The sequence below is a fragment of the Mesorhizobium sp. M8A.F.Ca.ET.057.01.1.1 genome (assembly GCF_003952565.1).
Lineage (GTDB): Bacteria > Pseudomonadota > Alphaproteobacteria > Rhizobiales > Rhizobiaceae > Mesorhizobium.
In genome coordinates this window covers 3,920,270-3,940,807 of sequence record NZ_CP034454.1, presented here as the reverse complement: position 1 = coordinate 3,940,807, position 20,538 = coordinate 3,920,270, and the positions used below count along the sequence as shown (strand labels likewise).

General features: G+C 62.6%; 20 protein-coding genes and 4 pseudogenes. 11 read left to right on the top strand and 13 right to left on the bottom strand.

Features of this window, described 5'->3' with window-relative positions; all coding sequences use genetic code 11:
- Positions 1 to 165: 165 nt before the first annotated feature.
- On the top strand, positions 166 to 1,380 hold the full coding sequence (locus EJ077_RS18825; protein WP_208695592.1) for an AI-2E family transporter: 1,215 nt from the start codon (positions 166 to 168) through the stop codon (positions 1,378 to 1,380).
- 9 nt (positions 1,381 to 1,389) lie between these two features.
- Here EJ077_RS18825 and EJ077_RS18820 read toward each other — a convergent pair whose 3' ends face one another.
- From EJ077_RS18820 to EJ077_RS18810, 3 genes are all read right to left on the bottom strand, one after another.
- Positions 1,390 to 2,286 (bottom strand): DMT family transporter, encoded by an 897-nt coding sequence (locus EJ077_RS18820; RefSeq protein WP_208695591.1) that lies wholly within the window; start codon positions 2,284 to 2,286, stop codon positions 1,390 to 1,392.
- A gap of 134 nt (positions 2,287 to 2,420) precedes the next feature.
- Positions 2,421 to 3,179 carry an arginyltransferase gene (locus tag EJ077_RS18815; RefSeq protein ID WP_208695590.1) on the bottom strand — a complete coding sequence of 253 codons (759 nt, stop codon included), beginning with the start codon at positions 3,177 to 3,179 and terminating at the stop codon, positions 2,421 to 2,423.
- 140 nt (positions 3,180 to 3,319) lie between these two features.
- Positions 3,320 to 3,790 carry an RDD family protein gene (locus EJ077_RS18810; protein ID WP_208695589.1) on the bottom strand — a complete coding sequence of 157 codons (471 nt, stop codon included), beginning with the start codon at positions 3,788 to 3,790 and terminating at the stop codon, positions 3,320 to 3,322.
- A 213-nt stretch (positions 3,791 to 4,003) separates the two neighbouring features.
- On the opposite strand from EJ077_RS18810, the gene sthA reads away from it, so the two are divergent.
- Positions 4,004 to 5,392 (top strand): Si-specific NAD(P)(+) transhydrogenase, encoded by a 1,389-nt coding sequence (gene sthA, locus EJ077_RS18805; RefSeq protein ID WP_208695588.1) that lies wholly within the window; start codon positions 4,004 to 4,006, stop codon positions 5,390 to 5,392.
- 1 nt (position 5,393) lies between these two features.
- Here sthA and EJ077_RS18800 read toward each other — a convergent pair.
- Together EJ077_RS18800 and EJ077_RS18795 are read right to left on the bottom strand one after the other, a co-directional pair.
- A pseudogene (locus tag EJ077_RS18800) lies at positions 5,394 to 5,588 on the bottom strand (hypothetical protein); the annotation flags it as partial.
- A gap of 25 nt (positions 5,589 to 5,613) precedes the next feature.
- Positions 5,614 to 6,813, bottom strand: coding sequence for a TCR/Tet family MFS transporter (locus tag EJ077_RS18795; RefSeq protein ID WP_208695587.1), 1,200 nt, complete (start codon positions 6,811 to 6,813; stop codon positions 5,614 to 5,616).
- 85 nt (positions 6,814 to 6,898) lie between these two features.
- Here EJ077_RS18795 and EJ077_RS18790 point away from each other — a divergent pair, with 85 nt between their 5' ends.
- The gene (locus EJ077_RS18790; protein ID WP_208695586.1) at positions 6,899 to 7,519 is read left to right on the top strand and encodes a TetR/AcrR family transcriptional regulator C-terminal domain-containing protein; all 621 of its coding nucleotides are present in this window, start codon (positions 6,899 to 6,901) and stop codon (positions 7,517 to 7,519) included.
- A 28-nt stretch (positions 7,520 to 7,547) separates the two neighbouring features.
- On the opposite strand, the gene EJ077_RS18785 is transcribed toward EJ077_RS18790, so the two are convergent.
- Positions 7,548 to 8,213 (bottom strand): alpha/beta hydrolase, encoded by a 666-nt coding sequence (locus EJ077_RS18785; protein WP_208695585.1) that lies wholly within the window; start codon positions 8,211 to 8,213, stop codon positions 7,548 to 7,550.
- A 201-nt stretch (positions 8,214 to 8,414) separates the two neighbouring features.
- On the opposite strand from EJ077_RS18785, the gene EJ077_RS18780 reads away from it, so the two are divergent.
- Entirely contained in the window at positions 8,415 to 9,614 is a 1,200-nt protein-coding gene (locus EJ077_RS18780) for an OpgC family protein (RefSeq protein ID WP_208695584.1), read from the top strand.
- A gap of 16 nt (positions 9,615 to 9,630) precedes the next feature.
- On the opposite strand, the gene EJ077_RS18775 is transcribed toward EJ077_RS18780, so the two are convergent.
- Positions 9,631 to 10,707, bottom strand: a complete 1,077-nt coding sequence (locus EJ077_RS18775) for a substrate-binding domain-containing protein (RefSeq protein WP_208695583.1) — start codon at positions 10,705 to 10,707, stop codon at positions 9,631 to 9,633.
- A 161-nt stretch (positions 10,708 to 10,868) separates the two neighbouring features.
- On the opposite strand from EJ077_RS18775, the gene EJ077_RS18770 reads away from it, so the two are divergent.
- Positions 10,869 to 11,012 carry a hypothetical protein gene (locus EJ077_RS18770; RefSeq protein WP_208695582.1) on the top strand — a complete coding sequence of 48 codons (144 nt, stop codon included), beginning with the start codon at positions 10,869 to 10,871 and terminating at the stop codon, positions 11,010 to 11,012.
- A gap of 57 nt (positions 11,013 to 11,069) precedes the next feature.
- Positions 11,070 to 11,216, top strand: a complete 147-nt coding sequence (locus EJ077_RS18765) for a hypothetical protein (RefSeq protein ID WP_189524437.1) — start codon at positions 11,070 to 11,072, stop codon at positions 11,214 to 11,216.
- Between the two features lie 17 nt (positions 11,217 to 11,233).
- Here the strand turns inward: EJ077_RS18765 and EJ077_RS18760 are convergent, their stop codons facing one another.
- Positions 11,234 to 11,599: a DUF423 domain-containing protein gene (locus EJ077_RS18760; RefSeq protein ID WP_135918748.1), complete on the bottom strand. Its 366-nt coding sequence runs from the start codon at positions 11,597 to 11,599 to the stop codon at positions 11,234 to 11,236.
- 38 nt (positions 11,600 to 11,637) lie between these two features.
- Positions 11,638 to 12,890 (bottom strand): annotated as a pseudogene (locus EJ077_RS18755) (MFS transporter).
- A 115-nt stretch (positions 12,891 to 13,005) separates the two neighbouring features.
- On the opposite strand from EJ077_RS18755, the gene EJ077_RS18750 reads away from it, so the two are divergent.
- Both EJ077_RS18750 and EJ077_RS18745 read left to right on the top strand, forming a co-directional pair.
- Positions 13,006 to 13,671: a GntR family transcriptional regulator gene (locus tag EJ077_RS18750; protein WP_135918746.1), complete on the top strand. Its 666-nt coding sequence runs from the start codon at positions 13,006 to 13,008 to the stop codon at positions 13,669 to 13,671.
- Between the two features lie 101 nt (positions 13,672 to 13,772).
- A complete protein-coding gene (locus EJ077_RS18745; protein WP_208695581.1) occupies positions 13,773 to 14,033 on the top strand; it encodes a DUF982 domain-containing protein in 261 nt (86 codons plus the stop codon).
- Positions 14,034 to 14,093: 60 nt separating this feature from the next.
- Here the strand turns inward: EJ077_RS18745 and EJ077_RS18740 are convergent, their stop codons facing one another.
- Positions 14,094 to 14,240, bottom strand: coding sequence for a hypothetical protein (locus EJ077_RS18740; protein WP_084637067.1), 147 nt, complete (start codon positions 14,238 to 14,240; stop codon positions 14,094 to 14,096).
- A 198-nt stretch (positions 14,241 to 14,438) separates the two neighbouring features.
- Here EJ077_RS18740 and EJ077_RS18735 point away from each other — a divergent pair, with 198 nt between their 5' ends.
- Together EJ077_RS18735 and EJ077_RS18730 are read left to right on the top strand one after the other, a co-directional pair.
- On the top strand, positions 14,439 to 15,410 hold the full coding sequence (locus EJ077_RS18735; RefSeq protein WP_208695580.1) for a glycosyl transferase family 90: 972 nt from the start codon (positions 14,439 to 14,441) through the stop codon (positions 15,408 to 15,410).
- 252 nt (positions 15,411 to 15,662) lie between these two features.
- Positions 15,663 to 16,634 carry a glycosyl transferase family 90 gene (locus EJ077_RS18730; protein WP_208703039.1) on the top strand — a complete coding sequence of 324 codons (972 nt, stop codon included), beginning with the start codon at positions 15,663 to 15,665 and terminating at the stop codon, positions 16,632 to 16,634.
- Between the two features lie 20 nt (positions 16,635 to 16,654).
- Here the strand turns inward: EJ077_RS18730 and EJ077_RS18725 are convergent, their stop codons facing one another.
- Positions 16,655 to 17,698, bottom strand: a complete 1,044-nt coding sequence (locus EJ077_RS18725; RefSeq protein WP_208695579.1) for an aldo/keto reductase — start codon at positions 17,696 to 17,698, stop codon at positions 16,655 to 16,657.
- Positions 17,699 to 17,979: 281 nt separating this feature from the next.
- On the opposite strand from EJ077_RS18725, the pseudogene ppk2 reads away from it, so the two are divergent.
- Positions 17,980 to 18,899, top strand: a pseudogene (gene ppk2, locus EJ077_RS18720) (polyphosphate kinase 2).
- 46 nt (positions 18,900 to 18,945) lie between these two features.
- Here the strand turns inward: ppk2 and EJ077_RS18715 are convergent.
- Both EJ077_RS18715 and EJ077_RS18710 read right to left on the bottom strand, forming a co-directional pair.
- Positions 18,946 to 19,593 (bottom strand): dihydrofolate reductase family protein, encoded by a 648-nt coding sequence (locus EJ077_RS18715; protein ID WP_208695578.1) that lies wholly within the window; start codon positions 19,591 to 19,593, stop codon positions 18,946 to 18,948.
- A gap of 191 nt (positions 19,594 to 19,784) precedes the next feature.
- Positions 19,785 to 20,326, bottom strand: a pseudogene (locus EJ077_RS18710) (glyoxalase superfamily protein).
- Positions 20,327 to 20,538: the final 212 nt, after the last annotated feature.

Genomic DNA, 20,538 nt, shown 5'->3' with positions numbered 1-20,538 from the left:
TCACTCCGCTGGAACACCCCTCAACCGTCTCGGCGCTGCGCGCCGATCCACCTTCTCCCACAGGGGGAGAAGGAAAACACGCTTCCCATTCATTTGGACTATCGTCACGATTGCTGCACTATATCGGCGCATAACTGACCGGATGGGTCAGGGAGAACAGGGCGTTTGAAGGAAGCAAAGATCCAGAAACCGGAACGGCAGCAGCGCCTGTTCGGGCTGTCGACGCCGCTCCGTTCGGCTGTCATCCCGCCACTGTCGGCGGCGCGCTGGTTGTTGGTGCTGATCGTTGCCGCCGGCGTCTATTTCTTCCACGGTTTCCTGTTCCCTGTGCTGGCCGCGCTGGTCATCGCCTTCGCCAGCTGGCCGCTCTACCGTCGCCTGCTGGTCGGCGTTGGCGGCAACCGCACCATCGCCGCCACATTTGCCATCCTGTTCATCCTCGCCTTCCTGGTCATACCGATCGCGCTCGCCGGCACCTATGCCATCAACGAGGTGCGCGAGTGGGTCGGCTGGGCGATAGAGACCAACCGCCACGGTGCGGTGACGCCGCACTGGATCGCAACCATGCCTGTCGTGGGTGAGTGGCTGAACGAGCAGTGGACGACCAATCTCGGCCATCCCGGCGGCATCGGCGAACTGATCCAACTGGTCAGCGGCGCCAATATCGGCAGCATTTACCGAGGCGCGCTCGCCGCCGGCGGCAGCGCTTTCAGCCTCTTTCTGACGCTGCTGTTCATGATGATCGCCCTGTTTTTCGCCTATCGCGACGGCGAGAATTTCGCCGGCCAGATCGACCGCCTCGGCGAACGCATCCTGCCGACCCGCTGGGAGCGGATCTCGCGCGTCGTGCCGGCGACCATTTCCTCGACCGTGACCGGCATGACCGTGATTGCCATCGGCGAGGGTCTGGTGCTGGGCGTCGCCTACTGGCTGGCCGGGGTGCCGTCACCTGTGACGCTGGGCGCGCTGACCGGCGTGATGGCGCTCATCCCCGGCGGTGCGCCATTGTCCTTCACGCTGGTGTCGATCTACCTCGCCGCCAGCGGCTCGCCGATGGCCGGCCTGGCGCTGTTCATATGGGGGACGGTCGAGCTGTTCATCGTCGACAAGACCTTGCGGCCGAAGCTCGTCGGCGGACCGATAAAACTGCCCTTCCTGCCGACCTTTTTCGGCCTGATCGGCGGCGTCAAGACCATGGGTTTTCTCGGCCTGTTCATCGGTCCGGTGCTGATGGCGCTGCTGGTCGCGATCTGGCGCGAGTGGCTGCGCGAGGTGGAGATGGCCGATGAGACGGCGGCCGGATCGGCCGCCGAGATCGAGGCCGGTCCGCGAATCGAGGTCCTGCCCGAACCAAGCGCCGCGAAGAAGGCCAGCGCCTGATCTCGAACCTTACGCTGGATGATGCACCGCAAGGTCGCCGCGACGCTTGCGTCCATCATGCAGCTGCCAGAGCGAATGGGCGACCAGCGTGACGATCAGGATGCCGCCGCCGATCAGGCTGTTGCGGGTCGGCGTCTCGGCAAAGATCATCCACACCCAGATCGGCGCGAGCACCGTTTCGAGCAGGTAGAACATCGCCACTTCCGGTCCTGAAATGTACTTCGGCCCGGCGGCGAGGCAGAAGAACGAAATCGGCATGATGACGGCGCCGTTGAAGATGATCCACCCTGGCGCGTTCACGTGGAAGCCTTCGCCTGTCACCATGAACGCGGCCAGCCCAAGCGGCAGAAGGACGCCGATGAGCGAGGTGAACCCCATATCCTTGCCGCTTGCGCGCGAGATGGTGATGGCGACCGCGATGAAGAAGGCCGAGCAGAGCGCCATGAAATCGCCGAACAGCTTGCCGGTGCCGACCGAACCGCCGACGATGAGCAGCACGCCGAGGATCATGACCAGCATCGCCACGATGGTCACCGTCCGCGGTCGTTCCCGCAGGAATATCCACGACAGAAGCGCCGCGAACACGGTGTTGAAGGCCAGGATGAAAACCAGATCGGCGGTCGAGGTGTGGAAGACCGCGGTGACGAAGGTGATCGAGGTCAGCCCATAGCATATCGCCACGATCAGCCCGTCCCAACCGGGGATGAGCGGCGGGGCGTTGCGGCTCAGCGCGCGCCAGACCGACCAGATGATCATCGCGGCGATGAAAGTGGTTCCGGTGCGCAGCAAAAGGATCGTCCACGCGCCGCCATCCGCAAGCCGGATCAACGGTATGTCGACGGTCAGTATCAGTCCGCCGATGGCGGTTATCAAAAGGCCCTTCTGGTGATCGTGGTGAGAGGACATGCAGGAACTTTCGCAATCGAATTGCAGGCGGCGGCCGATCGGCGCAAGCGCGCACTCTCTCCAGCCGAGCGGCTGAAAGACCAGCATCCCCTGCCTTGAAACAGTTTAAGCGTGGATCGTGGGAAAACTCAGCGTCAGACCGCTTCGTTAGTATAGCGCTCCCAGCCTTTCGGGCCGAGATGCTCCTGCGGCATGAAACGCATCTTATAATTCATCTTGCGCGAACCATTGACCCAGTAGCCAAGGTAGACATGGGGCAGCCCCATCGCCTTGGCACGGGCGATATGGTCGAGGATCATGAACGTGCCGAGCGAGCGGCTTTCGAAATCGGGATTGAAGTAGGAATAGACCATCGACAGGCCGTCGGCCATCTTGTCGGTGAGCGCCACCGCGATGAGTTCACCCTGACCCTTGCCGGTGATGAAGGTATCGGGCCCGCGCCGCCGGTATTCGATGACCTTGGTGTCGACATGCGTGTCCTCGACCATCATGGCGTAGTCGAGCACCGTCATGTCGGACATGCCGCCACGGCGGTGGCGGGCATCGAGATAGCCGCGAAACAGCGAATATTGTTCGGTCGAGGGCTCGGCATTGTGCATGGCGCCGACGAGATCGGAATTATGCTGCAGCACACGCTTCATGTTGCGGCTGGCGTTAAACTCCTGGGCCAGGATGCGCACGGACACACAGGCGCGGCAGGTCTCGCAGGCTGGCCTGTAGGCGATGTTCTGCGAGCGCCGGAAGCCGCCTTGCGTGAGCAGGTCGTTCATCTCCGAGGCCTTGTCGCCGACCAGATGCGTGAACACCTTCCGCTCGAACTGGCCGTCGAGGTAAGGGCACGGCGACGGCGCGGTCAGGAAGAACTGCGGCGAATGGGTCGGATGCTGCGTCATCGAGCCTTGGAAACACTCCTTCGAATCGCTCTACCTTTGGCTCGGGCGGCGAAAAATTCAACAGGATTGTGAAGGTGTGGTTGCCTGAACACCTTCACATTTGCGCTCAAGGGGCTGCGACTTCTCTTGAGGACCGGTTTTTAGCGGCCGTTGCGGCTAACCACGGTGCCGAGCAAAAGATCATGCAGCGTGCGCTTGCGGTCGGAGAACAGGGTCACCAGCAGGACCAGCGGCGACAAGATGACGTTGCCGGCCCAGAACAGTACGGAATGGACGACTGCGGTGAGGCCGTCGATCGGCCGGCCGTCGAGACGGTCGAGGCGGATGCCCATCATCTTCATGCCCGTAGTGGCCTGGTCGGCGCTGCCCAGCGTGTTCCAGATGTAGAGGATGGCGACTGCCGGCACCAGGACGCCGAACAGCATCCAGCCAAGGCCGAGGGTCAAAAGCCCGAGGAAGAACACCAGGATGGCGAACGGAATGGTGAGCAGGGCAACGATGATATAGTCGAGCACGAAGGCCAGGATGCGCCTTGTGCGCACGCCTTCATAAGCCCTGACATCGTCGAGCCGGGTGTTGATGATTTCGCCGTCGAGAACGCGAGCGTTCATGTCATTTCCTCGTAACAGGGTCCGACATAGGGTGCGGACCGCTCGATGATGAAATGGTAAGGGCTCGCCGCGGAATCAAGATCGGGCCTTTCGTCGGCTCGCACGGCGGAGCCAGACGCCCGACAGTCCGAATAGGTTGAATTCGCGGCACGGATGGCGTTAGCTTGTTGCGGCGCAACAAAATGGGCGCCGAGGGGGCAGGGACGGGGACATATGGATTACGACATGCTGGTCATCGGCAGCGGCCCCTCGGGCCGCCGCGCGGCGGTGCAATCGGCCAAACTCGGCAAATCGGTGCTGGTGGTCGACCGCGGCCGGCGTCTCGGCGGCGTCTCGGTGCACACCGGCACCATTCCCTCGAAAACGCTGCGCGAAACTGTGCTCAATCTCTCGGGTTGGCGCGAGCGCGGCTTTTATGGACGCGGCTACCGGGTCAAGCAGGACATCTCGGTCGGCGACCTGATCGAGCGCCTGCACAAGACGCTCGACCACGAGGTCGAGGTGCTGCAACATCAGTTCATGCGCAACACGGTCAAAAGCGCGCGCGCGGCGGTGAAATTTCTAGGCCCCAACAAGGTCAGCCTGACATCGGACAATGGCGACTATAGCGAAGTCGGCTTCGCCAATGCGCTGATCGCCGTCGGCACCAGGCCGCATCGGCCGCGCGACGTGCCCTTCGACAAGACCCGTGTCTTCGACAGCGACGAGATGCTTGAACTCGACCGATTGCCGCGCACGCTGACGGTGATCGGCGCTGGCGTCATCGGCGTCGAATACGCCACGATCTTTTCCGCGCTCGACGTACCGGTGACGCTGGTCGAGCCGCGCAACTCCATCCTTGATTTTGTCGACCGCGAGATCGTCGATGATTTCATCCACCAGATGCGCGACCGTGGCATGACGATAAGGCTGGGCAGCGCGGTCAAGGAAATCCGCTCCAAGCCGGAAGCCGCCGAGGTGGAACTGGCCGATGGCCGCACCATCCGCTCCGAGGTCGTGCTCTACGCCGCCGGCCGCACCGGCAATGTCGGCAGCCTCGGCCTCGACGTGGTCGGCATCGAAGCCGACTCCAGGGGCCGCATCAAGGTCGATCCGCAGACGTTTCAGACCAGCGTGCCCAATATCTACGCCGCCGGCGACGTCATCGGCTTTCCGAGCCTCGCCTCCACCTCGATGGAGCAGGGCAGGGTGGCCGCCTGCCATGCCTTTGGCGTGACCCTGCCGGCGCCGCCGGAGACCTTTCCCTACGGCATCTATGCGGTGCCGGAGATCTCGACGGTCGGTCAGTCCGAGGAACAGGTGCGCCAAAGCGGCGCCGCCTATGAGGTTGGCGTCGCACGCTTCCGCGAGACATCGCGCGGCCACATTATGGGCGTCGACACCGGCTTCCTGAAGCTGTTGTTCTCGATCGAGACGCGGCGCCTGCTCGGCGCGCACATCGTCGGCGAGGGCGCCACCGAACTCATTCACATCGGCCAGGCGGTGATCAATCTCGGCGGCACGGTCGACTTCTTCGTCAACAACACCTTCAACTACCCAACGCTGGCCGAGGCCTACAAGATCGCGGGCCTCGACGCCTGGAACAGGATGGGGCGGGGGTAGGCTACCCCTTCATCTGGGCGAGCAGCGCCAGCATCACCTCGGCTGATGGCATCGGCAGCACCGCCTCGATCTCCGCCGGCCGCACGCCGGCGATGGCGGCATCGGCACCGCCGGTGACGGTGCCGAGCGGTCCGCGGAACCCGTGTTTGGACCAGGCCAGTTCCTGCAGCTTCGGGCTTGTCAGCGCCTCCAGCAAGCATGGCCGGTAGATGAGCCGTTTTTCAACCTGTGCGTTCGACGTGCTCTTCCTCCGGGGCCGGTTGCCCGGCCGCGAGAAGCAGGGGCAGGCACAGAACGTAGAGGGCCGCGCCTGCTATCCATACCGTTCCCGGGAAAAATGTCCGTGTGCGGAAATAGAGCGTGGCGATGACGAAGGGCCCGAACACAGAGACCAGGCTGCTCATGCTGGTGAGCACGCCCTGCAGCCGCCCCTGATGATCGGCGCCGACGCGTGACGTCAACAGCGATTGCAGCGCCGGCGCCCCTATGCCGCCGAGACAGAACAGCGGCAGCAGCGGGAAGACCATCCAGCCCCGCCAGGCCAGCGCGATCGATAGATAGGCCGTGCTGTCGGCGAGGATGGCGATGACCAACGCTACTTTCTCGCCCCAGCGCTCGGTGATCGGCCCGGCAACAAAGCCCTGGGCTCCGGCATGGAAAAGTCCGAACAGCGCCAGCGAGATGCCGACAGTGAACAGGTCCCAGGCGAATTTGCCTTGGACATAGAGCACCCAGATGGTGCCGCCGACTTCACCGACCAAAGCGAGCACGGCAAAAGCACCAAGCAGCGGCAAAAGGGCTGGAAAGGTCAGAGCCCAGCGCAGCGGCGCCAGTGGGTTGAAAGACGGCATTTCGCCTGTGCCGCCTGCGCGTTTGGGCTCCGGCAGCAGGAAGAAAGCCAGCGCCAGGTTGATCCCGGTGAGCGCCGCGGCGATCAGGAAGGGGGCGCGCAGCCAGATATCACCGAGCACGCCACCGAGCGCCGGGCCGGCTATGAAGCCGACGCCAAAGGCGGCGCTGAGATGGCCGAAGGCCCGGGCGCGATGGTCCTGGCTGCTGATGTCGGCCATGTAGGCGGAAGCCACCGCCATGCTGGCACCGGTGATGCCCGCGATCAGCCGGCCGAGGAACAGCAGCGGCAGTGTTGGCGCGAAGGCCATGAACAGATAGTCCGCCATAGATCCCGCGAGCGAGAGAAGCAGGATTGGCCGGCGCCCGTAGCGGTCGGACAGGGCGCCGAGCAATGGCGAGAAAAACACCTGTATGGCGGCATAGGCGGACAGGAAGGCGCCGAAGATCCAGCCGATATCGTCGACATGGCCCACCGTGCGCAGCAGGCCCGGCAGCACAGGCATGATCAGCCCGATGCCCACGGCGTCGAGCGCCATCGCCATCAGGACGACGAGATAAGCTCTTTTCATGATCGGACTCAAAATTTATCGTTGATAAGGAGCGTTTATCACTGATAAATTGGCTTTGCAAGGCGGAGGGGGCAGAGGGATTCGCGTGAAGCTGGACAGGACACTGATCGTCGACGAAGCGCTGGGCTTGCTCAACGAGGTCGGCATCGATGCGCTGTCGACCCGCCTCCTGGCGCAGCGGCTCAAGGTCCAGCAGCCGGCGCTTTACTGGCATTTCAGGAGCAAGCGCGCCTTGCTCGATGCGATGAACGAGGAAATCCTGCGGCGCGGTCATCGGCATCGAACACCACAGCCCGGCGAGGCCTGGCAGGATTTCGTGCGCAAGAATGCCCGCAGCTTCCGAGGTGCCCTGATTGCCTATCGCGATGGCGCGCGCGTCCACGCTGGCACGGAAGCGGATCCGCAAGAGCTCGGGCATTTCGAGCGGTTGCTGGAATTTCTGGCGGGCGAGGGCATGGCCGCCATTCCAGCCATGGAATTGCTGATGACGATCGGCCGCTACACGGTTGGCTGCGTCATGGAGGAGCAGGCCGACTATCCGTCGAGCCCGGGGCGTGGCGAAGCGCTGGATGCGGCGGCGCGGGATCATCCGCTTTTGCGTGAAGCCTTGTCGCACTACCGCGCTGGCGGACACGAGGCGTTGTTTGAAAGCGGGCTTGCGCTGCTGATCGCCGGAGCAGAAGTTCGGATGATGACCCAATCCTGATCGGACAGCGAGCAGTCCGGAAAGACGGTCAGCCTGCCTGCGCCGCCGCCGATCCCGGCAGCCATCGCCCGACGATCGCGGCGTCCGGCTCACCGATTTCGTGGCCCGATGGAACAATCCGGGCGTCGATCTCGGTGCCGTGCCGGCTGAGCAGCGTCACCAGCGCCGGCGCGAAAGGGCCGTAGGTCTCGTCGGCGGCGCCGGCAATGATCAACGTTCGTGTTCCCGCAAGGTCCGTCGCCGGGACCTTGTCGAGCACCGGCATCGGCCTCAACAGCGCAGCGCTGCGGACGATGCCGGGATGGAGCAGCATCAGGCTTGAAACCAGATTGGCGCCGTTCGAATAGCCAAGGAATGTCGCGTGATCGAGATCAAGCCCATGGCGCGCTGCGGCTTCGCTTGCGAATGCCGCGAAGGCGGCCGTTTCGACATGGATGCTTTGCTGGTCGAAAGTGGTCGGCGTGATTCGCTCGAACCAGCGAAAATCGTCCTCCTGGGGGACACGGCCACGCACCGCGATCAGGACGGCGTGGGGTGCCATGCGTCTCGCCAGCGGCACCATGCTTGTCTCGTCGACGCCCGATCCATGCAGCAGGAACAGGCACTCATGGCTCTTGTCGCCGGGGCGGAGGAGACGATACGGAAAGGCCAGATCCAGTGTTAGCGGGCCGCTTTCAACATTATCGCCGGTCATCTCGCATCCCTTTGATTATATGAGGTTCCGCTCAATTTGCCGGCTTCAAAACGCAATATTTTCATGCTCCGCGAAAGTTGATTGAACCAGGCGCATTCCAGCCCGTTTCTGCGCCGATACACTCCCTGTGGGAGGAATCGAAGCGGTGCGTCGGGGGTCGCATTGCTGGACATGAACAACCAGCTTTGAGGCCTTTTGTCGATGACTACCCCTGTTCTGCCGGATCGCAATTTGCGTATCCCCGAACGCGACACGCGTATCGATGTACTGCGCGCGCTGGCCCTGCTCACGATCTTCATCGACCATGTGCCGGGCACGGCTTTCGAGGCCCTGACCTACAAGAATTTCGGCTTCTCGGACGCGGCCGAGGCGTTCGTGCTGATTTCCGGTATCTCGGTCGCGCTCGCCTACGGCACGAAGTTCCGGCCGGGTGGCCGGCTTCTGGCGACCTTGAAGATGTGGCGGCGGGCGGGCGTGCTTTACGTCGCCCATATCGTCACGACGATGGTGGTGATGGCCCTGTTCTGCGCCGTGGCGGTGTTTGCCAGGCGGCCGGAACTGGTCAAGCTGATCAACATCGAGCCGCTGATGAAGAACCCGCCGCAAGTGCTGGTCGGGATTGTCACGCTCGGCCACCAGCTCGGCTACAACAACATCCTGCCGGTCTATGCAGCACTGCTATTGATGGCGCCGGCCTTCGTCCTGTTCGTCAGCTACAGGCCCGCTGCGGCCCTTGTCGTATCCGGCACGCTGTGGCTCGCTGCCGGTATCTGGCAGATCGCGCCGCCGAATTATCCCGAGCCCGGTTTCTGGTTCCTCAACCCGCTGTCCTGGCAGTTCCTGTTCAACATCGGCCTTGCCGCGATGCTGCATGTCAGGCGCGGCGGTGTCATTCCGGTCAACCGCTGGCTGGTCGGCGCGGCCGCGGCTTATGTGCTGGCGGCGCTGGTCTGGGTGCACAGCCCGCTCTGGGGGCAGATAACGTGGTTCAACCTGCCGGTGGTGATCGGCGGCTTTGACAAGACCTTCCTGTCGCTGCCGCGGCTGCTGCACATCCTGGCGGTCAGCTACCTCGTCGTCGCCCTGCCGGCGCTCTCCAGCCTGTTCCGCACCAGCCCCGACCATCCGCTGGCGATACTGGGCAAACGATCGCTGCCGGTCTTCATCGCCGGCACGGTAATCGCCATGGTCGCTCAGGTGATGAAGCTGATCAATCCGGGCGGATTCGTCTATGACTGCCTGCTGATATCGGCCGGCATCGCCATGCAGTTCGCACTCGCCTTCTATCTCGAATGGCTGTCGACCATCGGCGGCTCGACCAAGGCCCGCACGGCCCAAAAGGATCCCGCGCCGGTTCGCGCGCCTTTGGGCCTCTCCGCCATGGCAAGAGCCAATCGATAGGTGGTTCGGCGGCGGTTCAACGGCGGGGCGGACCCGACGAGCCACGCACGATCAGTTCGACCGGCAGTTGATGCCGGCTGACCGGCCCATCGCTCTCCAGGATCGCCCTGACGGCAAGGCGGCCTATCTCGGCAATCGGTTGGGCGATCGTGGTCAATGGCGGCTTGGACGCCGCTGCTTCCGGAACATCGTCGAACCCGACGACGGAAACATCGTCGGGCACGCTGAGCCCGCGTGCGCTCAGCCATTCGAGCGCCACCAGGGCCGTTCTGTCCGACATGGCAAGGATGGCGGTGGGCGGCGCGTCGGAGGCGAAGATGGTTTCGAGCCCCGCCTTCGTGGTCGCCACGTCGTTGGCGGTCTCGTAGACGGGCACTTTGGATATGTCGACGCCAACACGCGAAAGCTCCCGGAGATAACCCGTGAGGCGATTGCGCGTCCCTGCATACGTAGCGGCCCGGACCTGTTCGGCTGAAACAATGCCGGTCCTGTCGTCGGCGAAGGGCAGCGCCAGGACGGCGAAGCGGCGATGTCCAAGATCGGTGAGGTGGCGGGCCGCCATGCCGGCACCGGCGATGTTATCGACACCGATCGCGGCGACCGATCCGTCCTCGGAATCGAGGTCGAGCGCGACGAAGGGCAGCTTGCGCTCGCGTGCCAGTTCCACCAGGCGCGAGCCGCCTTCGATGCAGAAGACGATGAAGCCGTCGACCAGCGCGCTCTGGATGTTCCAGGCAAGCTGTTCGTTGTTGGCGGCCGAGACCAGTGAGATGCCGGCTCCGGTCGCATCGCAAGCCTGTGAGATGCCTGCCATCATGACGCGCGCAAACGGATCGTCGAAGAAATAGGAGAGGGGCTCGGCGGTGGCAACGCCAATGGCGTTGACCTTGCCGGCCCGCAGCAGCCGGCCCTTTGGATCGGGGCCGCCATACCCCATGGCCTCGGCGGCTGCGCGAACCCGTTCGCGAACTTCCTCGCGCACGATCTCGGGGCGGCTGAAAACATTGGACGCGGTGCCGTGCGAAACACCGGCTGCCTTGGCGATGTCGGCCAGCCGGACGGGTCGTCGATTGCCTGCGGTGAGTGACGCCATTTGCGCGGGTCTCCTGACATGCATTTAGCACGTTCTCGGGCTGCATCTAGCACTTTCGTTGGATCGATTCAAATTTTGCTTGACCGGCGCTGATGGTTGATCTATATTTGAATCGATCCAAAATGACGGATTTGGCCCGTTTGATGACCTCGGAGGGAGCGATGCATCCCATCAACTGTTTGTTCGAAGACGTCTATCGCAACGACTGGAATATCGGGTCGGCGAACAATAGCCAGAAGCGCCGCGACAGAACCGGTCCGTGGATTCGCGACTTGCGCTTCCTCGTAGGGCGCAAGCGGAGCTGATCGGCATTGCTTTTTTGTGCTCGCGATTGGATCGATTCAATTGGAAGGAGAAAAGACATGCACCCCATCCATCATCTGTTCGACGACATTTACCGCAACTACTGGGGCATCACGCCCGCCACCGAGCGGCCAGAGGCAAGACGCCTGAGGAAGCCGGCCGCGCGCAATCGTGATCTGCTGATCCGACCCGAACGTCGGCGCTGATCCTGCTGGCTTGAACCTCAGGAACGTGGGCGAGCCAGGGCAGAAATTGCAATCGCCAGCCAGCCGAAGATGAGCAAGGTGCCGCCGATTGGCGCCGACATCGGAAACAGTCTCGATCCCAGAAAATCGCGGGCGAGAAGATCGCCCGTGAAAAGCACGAGACCGACGAGCAACGCCAGGCTGGCCATTCGCAGCCAGCGGTTCGCGCCGACAAGGCCAATAGCGAGAAAGGCCGGCGCATGCATCAGGAGGAACGATGCGGCCGTGCCGGTGAAGGCGCCGCCACGGTGCGCCGCCGCTGCCGACAGCGCCACGCCCGCCGCGCCGACGAGGCCGCCGGCAAGCACGAGAAGGCGGCTGCCGTTTGGATCGGCGAGGTTCATGGTCGGCGTGCTCCTTCTTTTTGCAGGTCGGGCAAGCGTCAGGGCTTGCCCGCTTCCAGCGCCATATGCCGCGTCCGGCGCGACTGGACAATCCAATTGTAGACGGCACCGAGCGTCATCAGCACCGATGTGCCGAGAAACACCGACGGCATGCCGAAATGGCCGCCGACAAAACCGCCGGCCAGCGGTCCCGCGACCTGCCCGACATACTGCGCCGAGATCGCCAGGCCAAGCACGTTGCCGCCAACGCCGTCGGGGTATTGTGCCTGATGACACTGGTGATGCAGGGCAGGAGGCCGCCCAACGCCAGACCCATCAGGAAACGCAGGCCGATAAGCTGCCAGCTGTTGGTGACAAAAGCCTGCGGGATGAGCAGCAGCGCCGAGACGGCCAGGGCTCCCACGACAACGTTCCAGTGTCCGATCCGGTCCGCGAGCTTGCCGAGCCAGGACGCCGACAGGATGGTGCCGAGCGCGGCCGCCGACATCACAACGCCGGCGACGAGCGTCACCCGGCTCTGGTCCTCGATGAGTTGCTGCACATAGACGGTGATGATCGGCTCGATCGACATCGTCGCGAAGGCGAGCAGCATGCCGGTGGTCAGCATGGCCGCGACCGGGCGCTTGTCCGGGATCTGCGACCAGCCGCTTTTCGGCTTTGCCGCCGGCGCGGCCTCGGCCGGCCTTGGGCGCGGGCTTTCCTTGATGAGGAAGGTCGTCGCCAGGAAGGCGAGGAAGATCACGCCGCCCGACAAGAGGAAGGTGGCGCGAATGCCGATCACCGGCGGCAGCACGCCGCCGAGCAACGGGCCGACCAGCGAGCCCGCAGTGATGCCCGCCGACAAGACGCCAAGCGCCCAGCCGGAGCGCTCCTTCGGCGTCTGCATGGCAACCAATATGGTTGAACCCGAGGAATAGCCGCCGGCGAAGCCGATCAGCAGGCGCAGCAGAACCAATTGCCAGACCGTCTCAACCATACCTGTCAGCGACATGCAGATCGCCATGCCGAAGGAGGCGCGGACCAGCATCACCTTGCGGCCGTAGCGGTCGCCCAGGCGTCCCCACAGCGGCGCGACCATTGCCGCGGCGAAGAAGGTGGCGCCATAGGCGATGCCGGACCACTGCACGATCGCGGCATGACCCTGTGCGCCGAGCTGTTCGACATAGAGCGGCAGGAAGGGCAAAAGCAGGGTCATGGCGATGAGCGTGCTGAACGAGCCCGCGAAACAGACGGCAAGATTGCGCCGCCAGTGAATGTTGTAGCCGCTCTGCCGCGTGTCTTTCTGTGTCATGTCCTGCCTGCCTGGTATCGGCGCTTGTTGCGGATACCATTTTGGGATACCAACCTGGTATCCGTCATGAACTTCAAGCCCGCAGCTGTCAATGCGGCTTCGGAAAGGATGCGCGATGTCGCAGATGCAGAATGTCGAACGGCAGCTTCGCGAGATGATTCTGGCGCTCGAGGTCGGCCCGGGAGAGCGGCTGACCGAACGCTGGATCGAAGGCCGTTTCGGCGCCTCGCGCACGCCGGTCAGGGCGGCACTTCTGCGGCTGGAGACTGAGGGGCTGGTCGGCAGGGACGGGCGCGGCTGGACGGTCTCGCCAATCAACCTGGCCGAACTCGAGCAGATCGCGGTCTATCGCGAGGCGGTCGAGGTCGCGGCGCTGCGGCTGACGTGCGGGCAGGCAGACAAGAGCGCCATCGATGTCATCGAGGCGATGCTCGATTCCTGCGACGAAAGTACCCCGCGTGAGGAATGGCATCGTGTCGGCATGGATTTTCACATCGAGCTGGCGCGGCTCTCCGGCAACGAATTCCTGTTCCGGGCGGTTCGCGACGCCATGACGCGGCTGTCGCGCGCCCGCTGGCTGGAAGTGCGTGACGAAACGGCCCTTGGCCGTGCCTGGCTCGAACATCGCGCCATCCTTGCCGCGACACGCCTTGGCCAGGCCGATGAAGCCGCGCGGCTGCTGTCGGCCCACATCGTCGGCAGCCGTGATCGGCTGGTGACGTCGCTTGCCAACGACCGACGTGGCCTTCGCGCCAGGGGGTTTGCCGTCGTCGCCGCCTAGTGCGGTCTATGCAGCGCAGCATTCGCCGGAAAACAGGCGGCATCTGACGCGAAGCGCACTTTCGGCCTCGCTTCAAGCAAGCCGATGGCGTAAGAGCGGCGATGGAAAACAATCGGTTTGAAACATCCGTGACCGTCAAGTCCGTCACGGCGGGAAGCACTCAGCTCTTGCGTTCGGCAAGGGAAGCTTCCGATTACCTGCTCAACAGCTGGCCCGGCAAGCGCAGCGCCAAGCATCGTGCGGCGCTGCAGGCCTGCCACGACGCACTCGCCGGCGACAAGCCGGCGATGAATGCCCGACGCGCTTTCATCGCCGCGGCGCGGGAGGTGGATGTTTTCATCAGCGACAAGGCGCCAGCCTGACATAGGCTGATACCGACAATTCGGATTGACGCACGGCCCGCATTCGCGGGCTGCATGCCGTTACTCCTCGGTTTCGGTCTCAGTCTCGGTCTCAGGCTTCGAACGTTCGCGCGCGGCAACCTTGGCTGCCAGCTTTTCAGCTTTCTTGGCCGCTTTCTGGCGGTCGCGCTCCTTGCGTTCCTGATCGTAGTTTGGTGCTCGCGCCATATCGGCTCCTTTTATCCCTGCCTTGCGGCCCTGAACCTGCCTAGGAGCATTAGCCGTCAAACACAACAGCTGAAGCGACAATGCCTGGATGCTGGCTGGAAGAGATGCGGGGGCTTGCCAGATGGGCGCCACAATGATGTAGGAAATGCGGGGCGCCAATGAATTGAGAGCTGCCTGTTTGTTTTGATCAAGTGACCGATGGCCACAATTTCGCGGACCGCAGCAAGAGTTTTCTATTATGCGAGAAACGTCGTGCGCGATGTCGCTCCGCAGGCGCTGTTTCGCGCCAGGCTGGCCGGCCGTCTCGAAAGGGCCGGGCTTTCCGGTGAGGCGGCGCGCCGCAGGCTGAACTATTACAACAAGCTGCAGGATGGTTTCGCGCCAAGCGCCAGTGCCAAGCGCATCAGCAAGCTGCCCTTCACGCCGACCATGTACTATTACGACCTGAAGGAATTCGCCCGCTACTTCGATCCGGATTTGTTCATCGACCTCGAATTCGGCGACGTCAGGAACGTGCCTAAGGTGCCCGCTATCGTCAAGGATCGGCCAATCTGCGATGACGACCGGAACGCCGTCATCATGAAGCTCGACAAGTTTCGTCACTTCCAGATGCCGGCTGACGCTATTGCGTTCGCCGACAAGCTGCCGACCGTGGTCTGGCGCGGCGATCTCAACAATCCGATCAGGACAAGATTCCTCAAGGCCGTGCGCGACCTGCCGTTCTGCGATGCCGGCTCGCACAAGCCGAACGCGCCGGCCGAATACGCCAAGCCTTTTCTCAGCATCAGCCAGCACCAGCGCTACCGCTACATCGTCTCGCTCGAAGGCAATGATGTAGCGACCAACCTCAAATGGATCATGAACTCGAAGTCGCTTTGCCTGATGCCGCCGCCGACTTATGAGACATGGTTCGCGGAGCGGCAGCTCGAAGCCAATGTGCACTATGTGCCGCTCGATGCGGATTTCTCGAACCTAGCGGACCATGTGGCCTATTTCGAGCGGAATCCGGCCAAGGCGGAACGCATCATCGCCGCCGCGAACGCCTATTGCCGGACATTCGACGACGAGCGGATCGAACAGGCGATCTCTCTGCTGGTCCTTTACAAATACTTCGTGCTCTCGGGCCAGATCAAACCTGATGCCGAGGTGTGGCGCTACATAGCGGGCTAGAGCAATTCCAGGAAAAGTGTGTAACGGTTTTCCGTCCGGAATTGCGTGAAAACAAAGAGTTAGAGCGGGTCGGCGATTCTATCAAACGCTGAACCGCTTTAGCTGCCGGTGCATCCCCGGTCCGCCTCGTCGCGGCCGGCCGCCACGTGTTTGGGCAGCGCCGGATTGCGTGACCCAATGATGCGCGATCATGCCGCCGGAACCATCCCGGCTGTTGTCTGTTTAGTGACGCTTGTTTTGATCACGAGAGCGATGGCCACCATAAAACGAACGACGGCAAGGGTCTTCTACTACGCGCGAAACGTCATGCGCGATATAGCACCCCAGGCGGTCTTCCGACGACGGTTGGCGGGCCGCCTGGAACAGGCCAGGCTCTCGGATGGGGCCGTGCGCCGACGGCTGAATCACTACAACAAGCTGCAGGACGCTTTTACGCCAAGCCCGGATGCCGTGCGCATCGACCAGCTGCCTTTTGATCCGAGCATGTACTATTACGACCTCAAGGAATTTGCCCGCTATTTCGATCCGTCATTGCTCATCGACCTGAAGTTCGGCGACGTCAAAGGCGTGCCCGAGCTGCCGACGCTCGTCAAGGACCGGCCGATCCGCGCCGACAACGGCAACGCTGTCATCATGAAGTTCAACAAGTTCCGCCACTTTCACATGCCCGCCGACGCCGTCGCCTTCACCGACAAACGCCCGGTCATGGTCTGGCGCGGCGACCTCAACAATCCGATCCGGACACGGTTCCTGGATGTCGCGTGCGACTTGCCGTTCTGCGACGTCGGTTCGCACAAGCGCAATGCACCGGCTGAGTACAGCAAGCCCTTCCTCAGCATCAGCCAGCACCTGCGCTATCGCTACATCGTCTCGTTGGAGGGCAATGACGTGGCGACCAACCTCAAATGGATCATGAACTCCAACTCGCTCTGTCTGATGCCGCCGCCGACCTACGAGACATGGTTTGGCGAGAGCCAGCTCGAGGCTGGAGTCCACTATGCGCCGCTCGACCCGGACTTCTCCGATCTCCGTGAAAAGGTAGATTATTTCGAACGGCATCCGGCCGCGGCGGAGCGCATCATCGCCACGGCCAATGCCTATTGCCGCAAATTCTCCAATGAACGGGACGAGCAGGCAATCTCCCTGCTCGTCCTCTACAAATATTTCGTGCTCGGCGGCCAGATCGAACCCGATCCCGAACTCTGGCGGTTCATCGAGAGCTAGCTCTCTCGACGTGACGTTGATCAGATCTCACTGCGGTCGAGAACCCAATCGGCGGGGCCGAAGCGATCGTTCGCTGTCAGTTGCTGGTGCCAGTAGGGGTAGAGCAGGGGCGGCCGGCTTACGGCGTCGAGACGCTGGCGTTCCTCGGTGCCGAGGTCCAGGGCGGCGGCAGCGAGATTGTCCTTCAGCTGGACGTCATTGCGGGCGCCGATCACCAGCGAGGAGACGGCAGGGCGGCCGAGCAGCCAGGCAAGCGCCACCTGTGCCGCCGACACACCACGATCCCTGCCGATCTCGACCAGCACATCGACGATCCGCCACAGCCGGTCCTCGTCGCGGATCGGCGGCTCGGACCAGCCGGCAAGCTGGCGGGCGGTCGGGCTGTCGCGGCGGTATTTACCCGATAGCAGGCCGCCGGCGAGCGGGCTCCAGACCAGCACGCCCAGCCCCTGGTCGACCGAGATCGGCAGCAGCTCGTACTCGGCCTCGCGCGCTTCCAGCGTATAGTGGATCTGCTGGGTGACGAAGCGTTGCTGGTGGCGGCTGTCGCTGATGGAAAGCGCCTTCATCACCTGCCAGCCCGAATAGTTGGAGCAGCCGATGTAGCGCACCTTGCCCTGGCTCACCAAAGTGTCGAGCGCGGCAACGGTTTCCTCGAGCGGCGTAAGGCCGTCCCACTGGTGGACGAAATAGATGTCGATGACATCGGTCTTCAATCGCTTCAGGCTTGTCTCGCATTCGCGGATCAGATGATGGCGCGACAGGCCTTCGTCGTTCGGACCCTTGCCGATCCGCATCCGGGCCTTGGACGCGATCAGCACGTCGTTCTTGCGCTTGCCGCCGAGCGCTTCGCCTATGATCTCTTCCGACAGGCCGTTCGAATAGACATTTGCGGTGTCGATGAGGTTGATGCCGGCGTCGATGCACATGTCGATCATCCGCTTTGCTTCGGCGAGATCGCTGTTGCCGACCGCAGCGAAAGGCCCGGCACCGCCGAAGGTCATTGTGCCAAGCGTCAGTGTCGAAACCTTCAGGCCGGAGCGGCCAAGGGTGCGGTATTCCATGTCATATCCTCAGGATTTCGTTGAAGAGGCGCGCCGCCAAGGGCAGGCCTGGAACGCGACCGGGGATTTGTAGGACAACTCGGTCGGCTTGTCGCCATGCGATGACGTCGATCGATCATGCGTTGCGGAATTTGCAATGGCGGCAATCGCGCCCGGGCTGCAATAAAACCGTCATTGCCGGCCTATATTGAAGTCGGCTCAGGTGTTTCCATTCTTGGCCGCTGGCAGGTAATTTGGGGACGCCCCAGGGACCCGACAGGCTTGCAAGCGGAGCAGTTGATATGACCGAGCTAAGACAGAATTCCCCTGCCAAGGACTGGCTTGAAGCCGAACTCGCCGACACGCTCGACGAAGATTATGAGCTCGAATTGTCGGAGCCGGCGCTGTCGATGGAGATCGCCAAGATCTACAAAAACTCGCATCCGCCTTCGATCGATCGCATGCAATATTTTCGCGACCTGATCACCCTGCAGTCCGAATTGATCAAGCTGCAATCCTGGGTCGCCTATCACAAGAAGAAGCTCGTGGTGATTTTCGAGGGGCGCGATTCCGCCGGCAAGGGTGGCGTTATCAAGCGCATAACCCAGCGGCTCAATCCGCGGATCTGTCGCGTCGTGGCGCTTCCAGCGCCGACCGAACGCGAGAAGTCGCAATGGTATTTCCAACGTATGTCCCGCATTTGCCGGCAGGCGGCGAGATCGTGCTGTTCGACCGCTCCTGGTATAACCGCTCGGGCGTCGAGCGGGTGATGGGTTTTGCCAGCCCCGATCAGGTCGAGGAGTTTTTCCACGACGTGCCGGAGTTCGAGCGCATGCTGGTGCGCTCCGGCGTCACCGTGGTCAAATACTGGTTCTCGATCACCGATGAGGAACAGCAGATGCGCTTCCTGATGCGCATCCACGATCCGATGAAGCAGTGGAAGCTGTCGCCGATGGATCTGCAGTCGAGCGTGCGCTGGGAGCAGTACACCAAGGCCAAGGAAGAAACCTTCGCCCGCACCAACATTCCCGAAGCGCCCTGGTTCATCGTCGAGGGCAACGACAAGAAGCGGGCGCGGCTGAACTGCATCGACCATCTGCTCAAGCAGATGCCGTATGAAGAGGTGCCGCACGAGCAGATCACGCTGCCGGAGCGCGTTTTCAACCCGGAATACGAACGCCAGGTCCTGCCGCGCGAGCTTTACGTGCCGGAGAAATATTGAGGGGGCCCCTTCTCCCCATATAGTGATGGGAATAAAGGGGCGTCGCTTAAGCCCGCTTGATAACCACGTGCGTGGCCAGCGCCGTTGCCACCTGCTCGGTGCACGCGTAGCCAAGCTTGGGCATGTCGAGGCCGGCAAAAAGGTTCTCGCCCCGGCCAAGCAGCACCGGCGAAATCGCCAGGTGCATCTCGTCGATCAGCTTCTCCTGCAGATACTGGCGGATCGTATCGACGCCGCCGCCGACCCGCACGTCCTTGCCGCCAGCCGCCGATCTCGCCTGCTCGAGCGCCGAATGGATGCCGTCGGTGACGAAATGGAAAATCGTGCCGCCTTCCATCGTGATAGACGCCCGCTTGTGGTGCGTCAGCACGAAAACCGGCACATGGTAGGGCGGGTTGTCGCCCCACCATCCCTTCCACTTGTCGTCGGGCCATTCTCCGCGGATCGGCCCGAACATGTTGCGGCCCAGGATCCAGGCGCCGACATTCTCGAAGCTGCGCGCCGCGAAAGCTTCATTGGTATCGGTGGTGCCGCCATCTTGTCCGAGCACCATCTTGCGGAAGGTGCGGGTGTCGACAAACCACTTGTGCAAGGATTCTCCGCCGATGCCGAGCGGATTTTGCAGATCCTGATCAGGACCGGCGCCGTAGCCGTCGAGCGAGAGGGTAAACGCGTTGACACGAAGTTTTGACATGAAGACCTACTCGATAACCAGTTGTATTTTGCAAGTGGTTTTCTTTTATCAAACTGATTGTTAATTGCAAGCGGTATTTTCGGACCGAAAGATATGTATCCGTACCTTTGCCGCCACGCGATGTCGCGACTGTTTTGGAGCGATCGGCTCGGACGGCCAGTGACGGCCGTCCAGATCGCCGCGATATCAGCTCATTCGCCCGTCAGTTCCATGAAACGGATGTGGTTGTTGAAGGGGTCGATGACCTCGACCGTCAGCCGGCCGTCTTCATGCTCCAGGCCGGGATTCATGTAGCGGTACTCCTTGCCGGCAAGCTCTTTCTGGAAGTCGCGGATGCCTGTCATATAGACGACCATGTTGCCGCCAGGCGTTGCGTCGCCCGCATGTTCGGATAGGTGCAGTGCAAGGTCGCCGCGCGAGACCTGGGTATAGAGAGGGGAACTTCCCCCATAGCGGTGCTCCCAGTCCACGTTGAAGCCGAGGAAGCCTAGGTAGAATTCATGCGCCTTGGCGACGTCGAAGATGCGCACGATCGGCGCGGTTCGCTCGAAGACGATCTTGTCTTGGCCGGCAGGCGGCGCTCCGATCTTCGCCGACAGGATATTCCAGCTCGCCAGTCCAAACTGGCGCGCGACGATCTCCAGGCCTCACTGTGGCTGATCGTCAGGTCGCGGGTGGCAAGCGCCTCCCGCATGGCTTTCGCCATGGTCTTGGCATCGCGATAGGCAAGCATGTCCGTTTCCTCGGGTCACGGCGAAGCCTTCGTCAGTGCCCGCATTGCCGACGCCTTCGCCCGACGGCGAAACGGGTCAGGAAGCATCCTCTGGAGGCGTTCGCCATACCTCTTGGTCCGAGGTGCGGGCTGCCGGCCGCCTCCGGCCGTGCGGCTATCATAGCCGCGGCTGCCGGTTTTTGTCAGCGGGAACTCGAAAGAACCGCCGACCG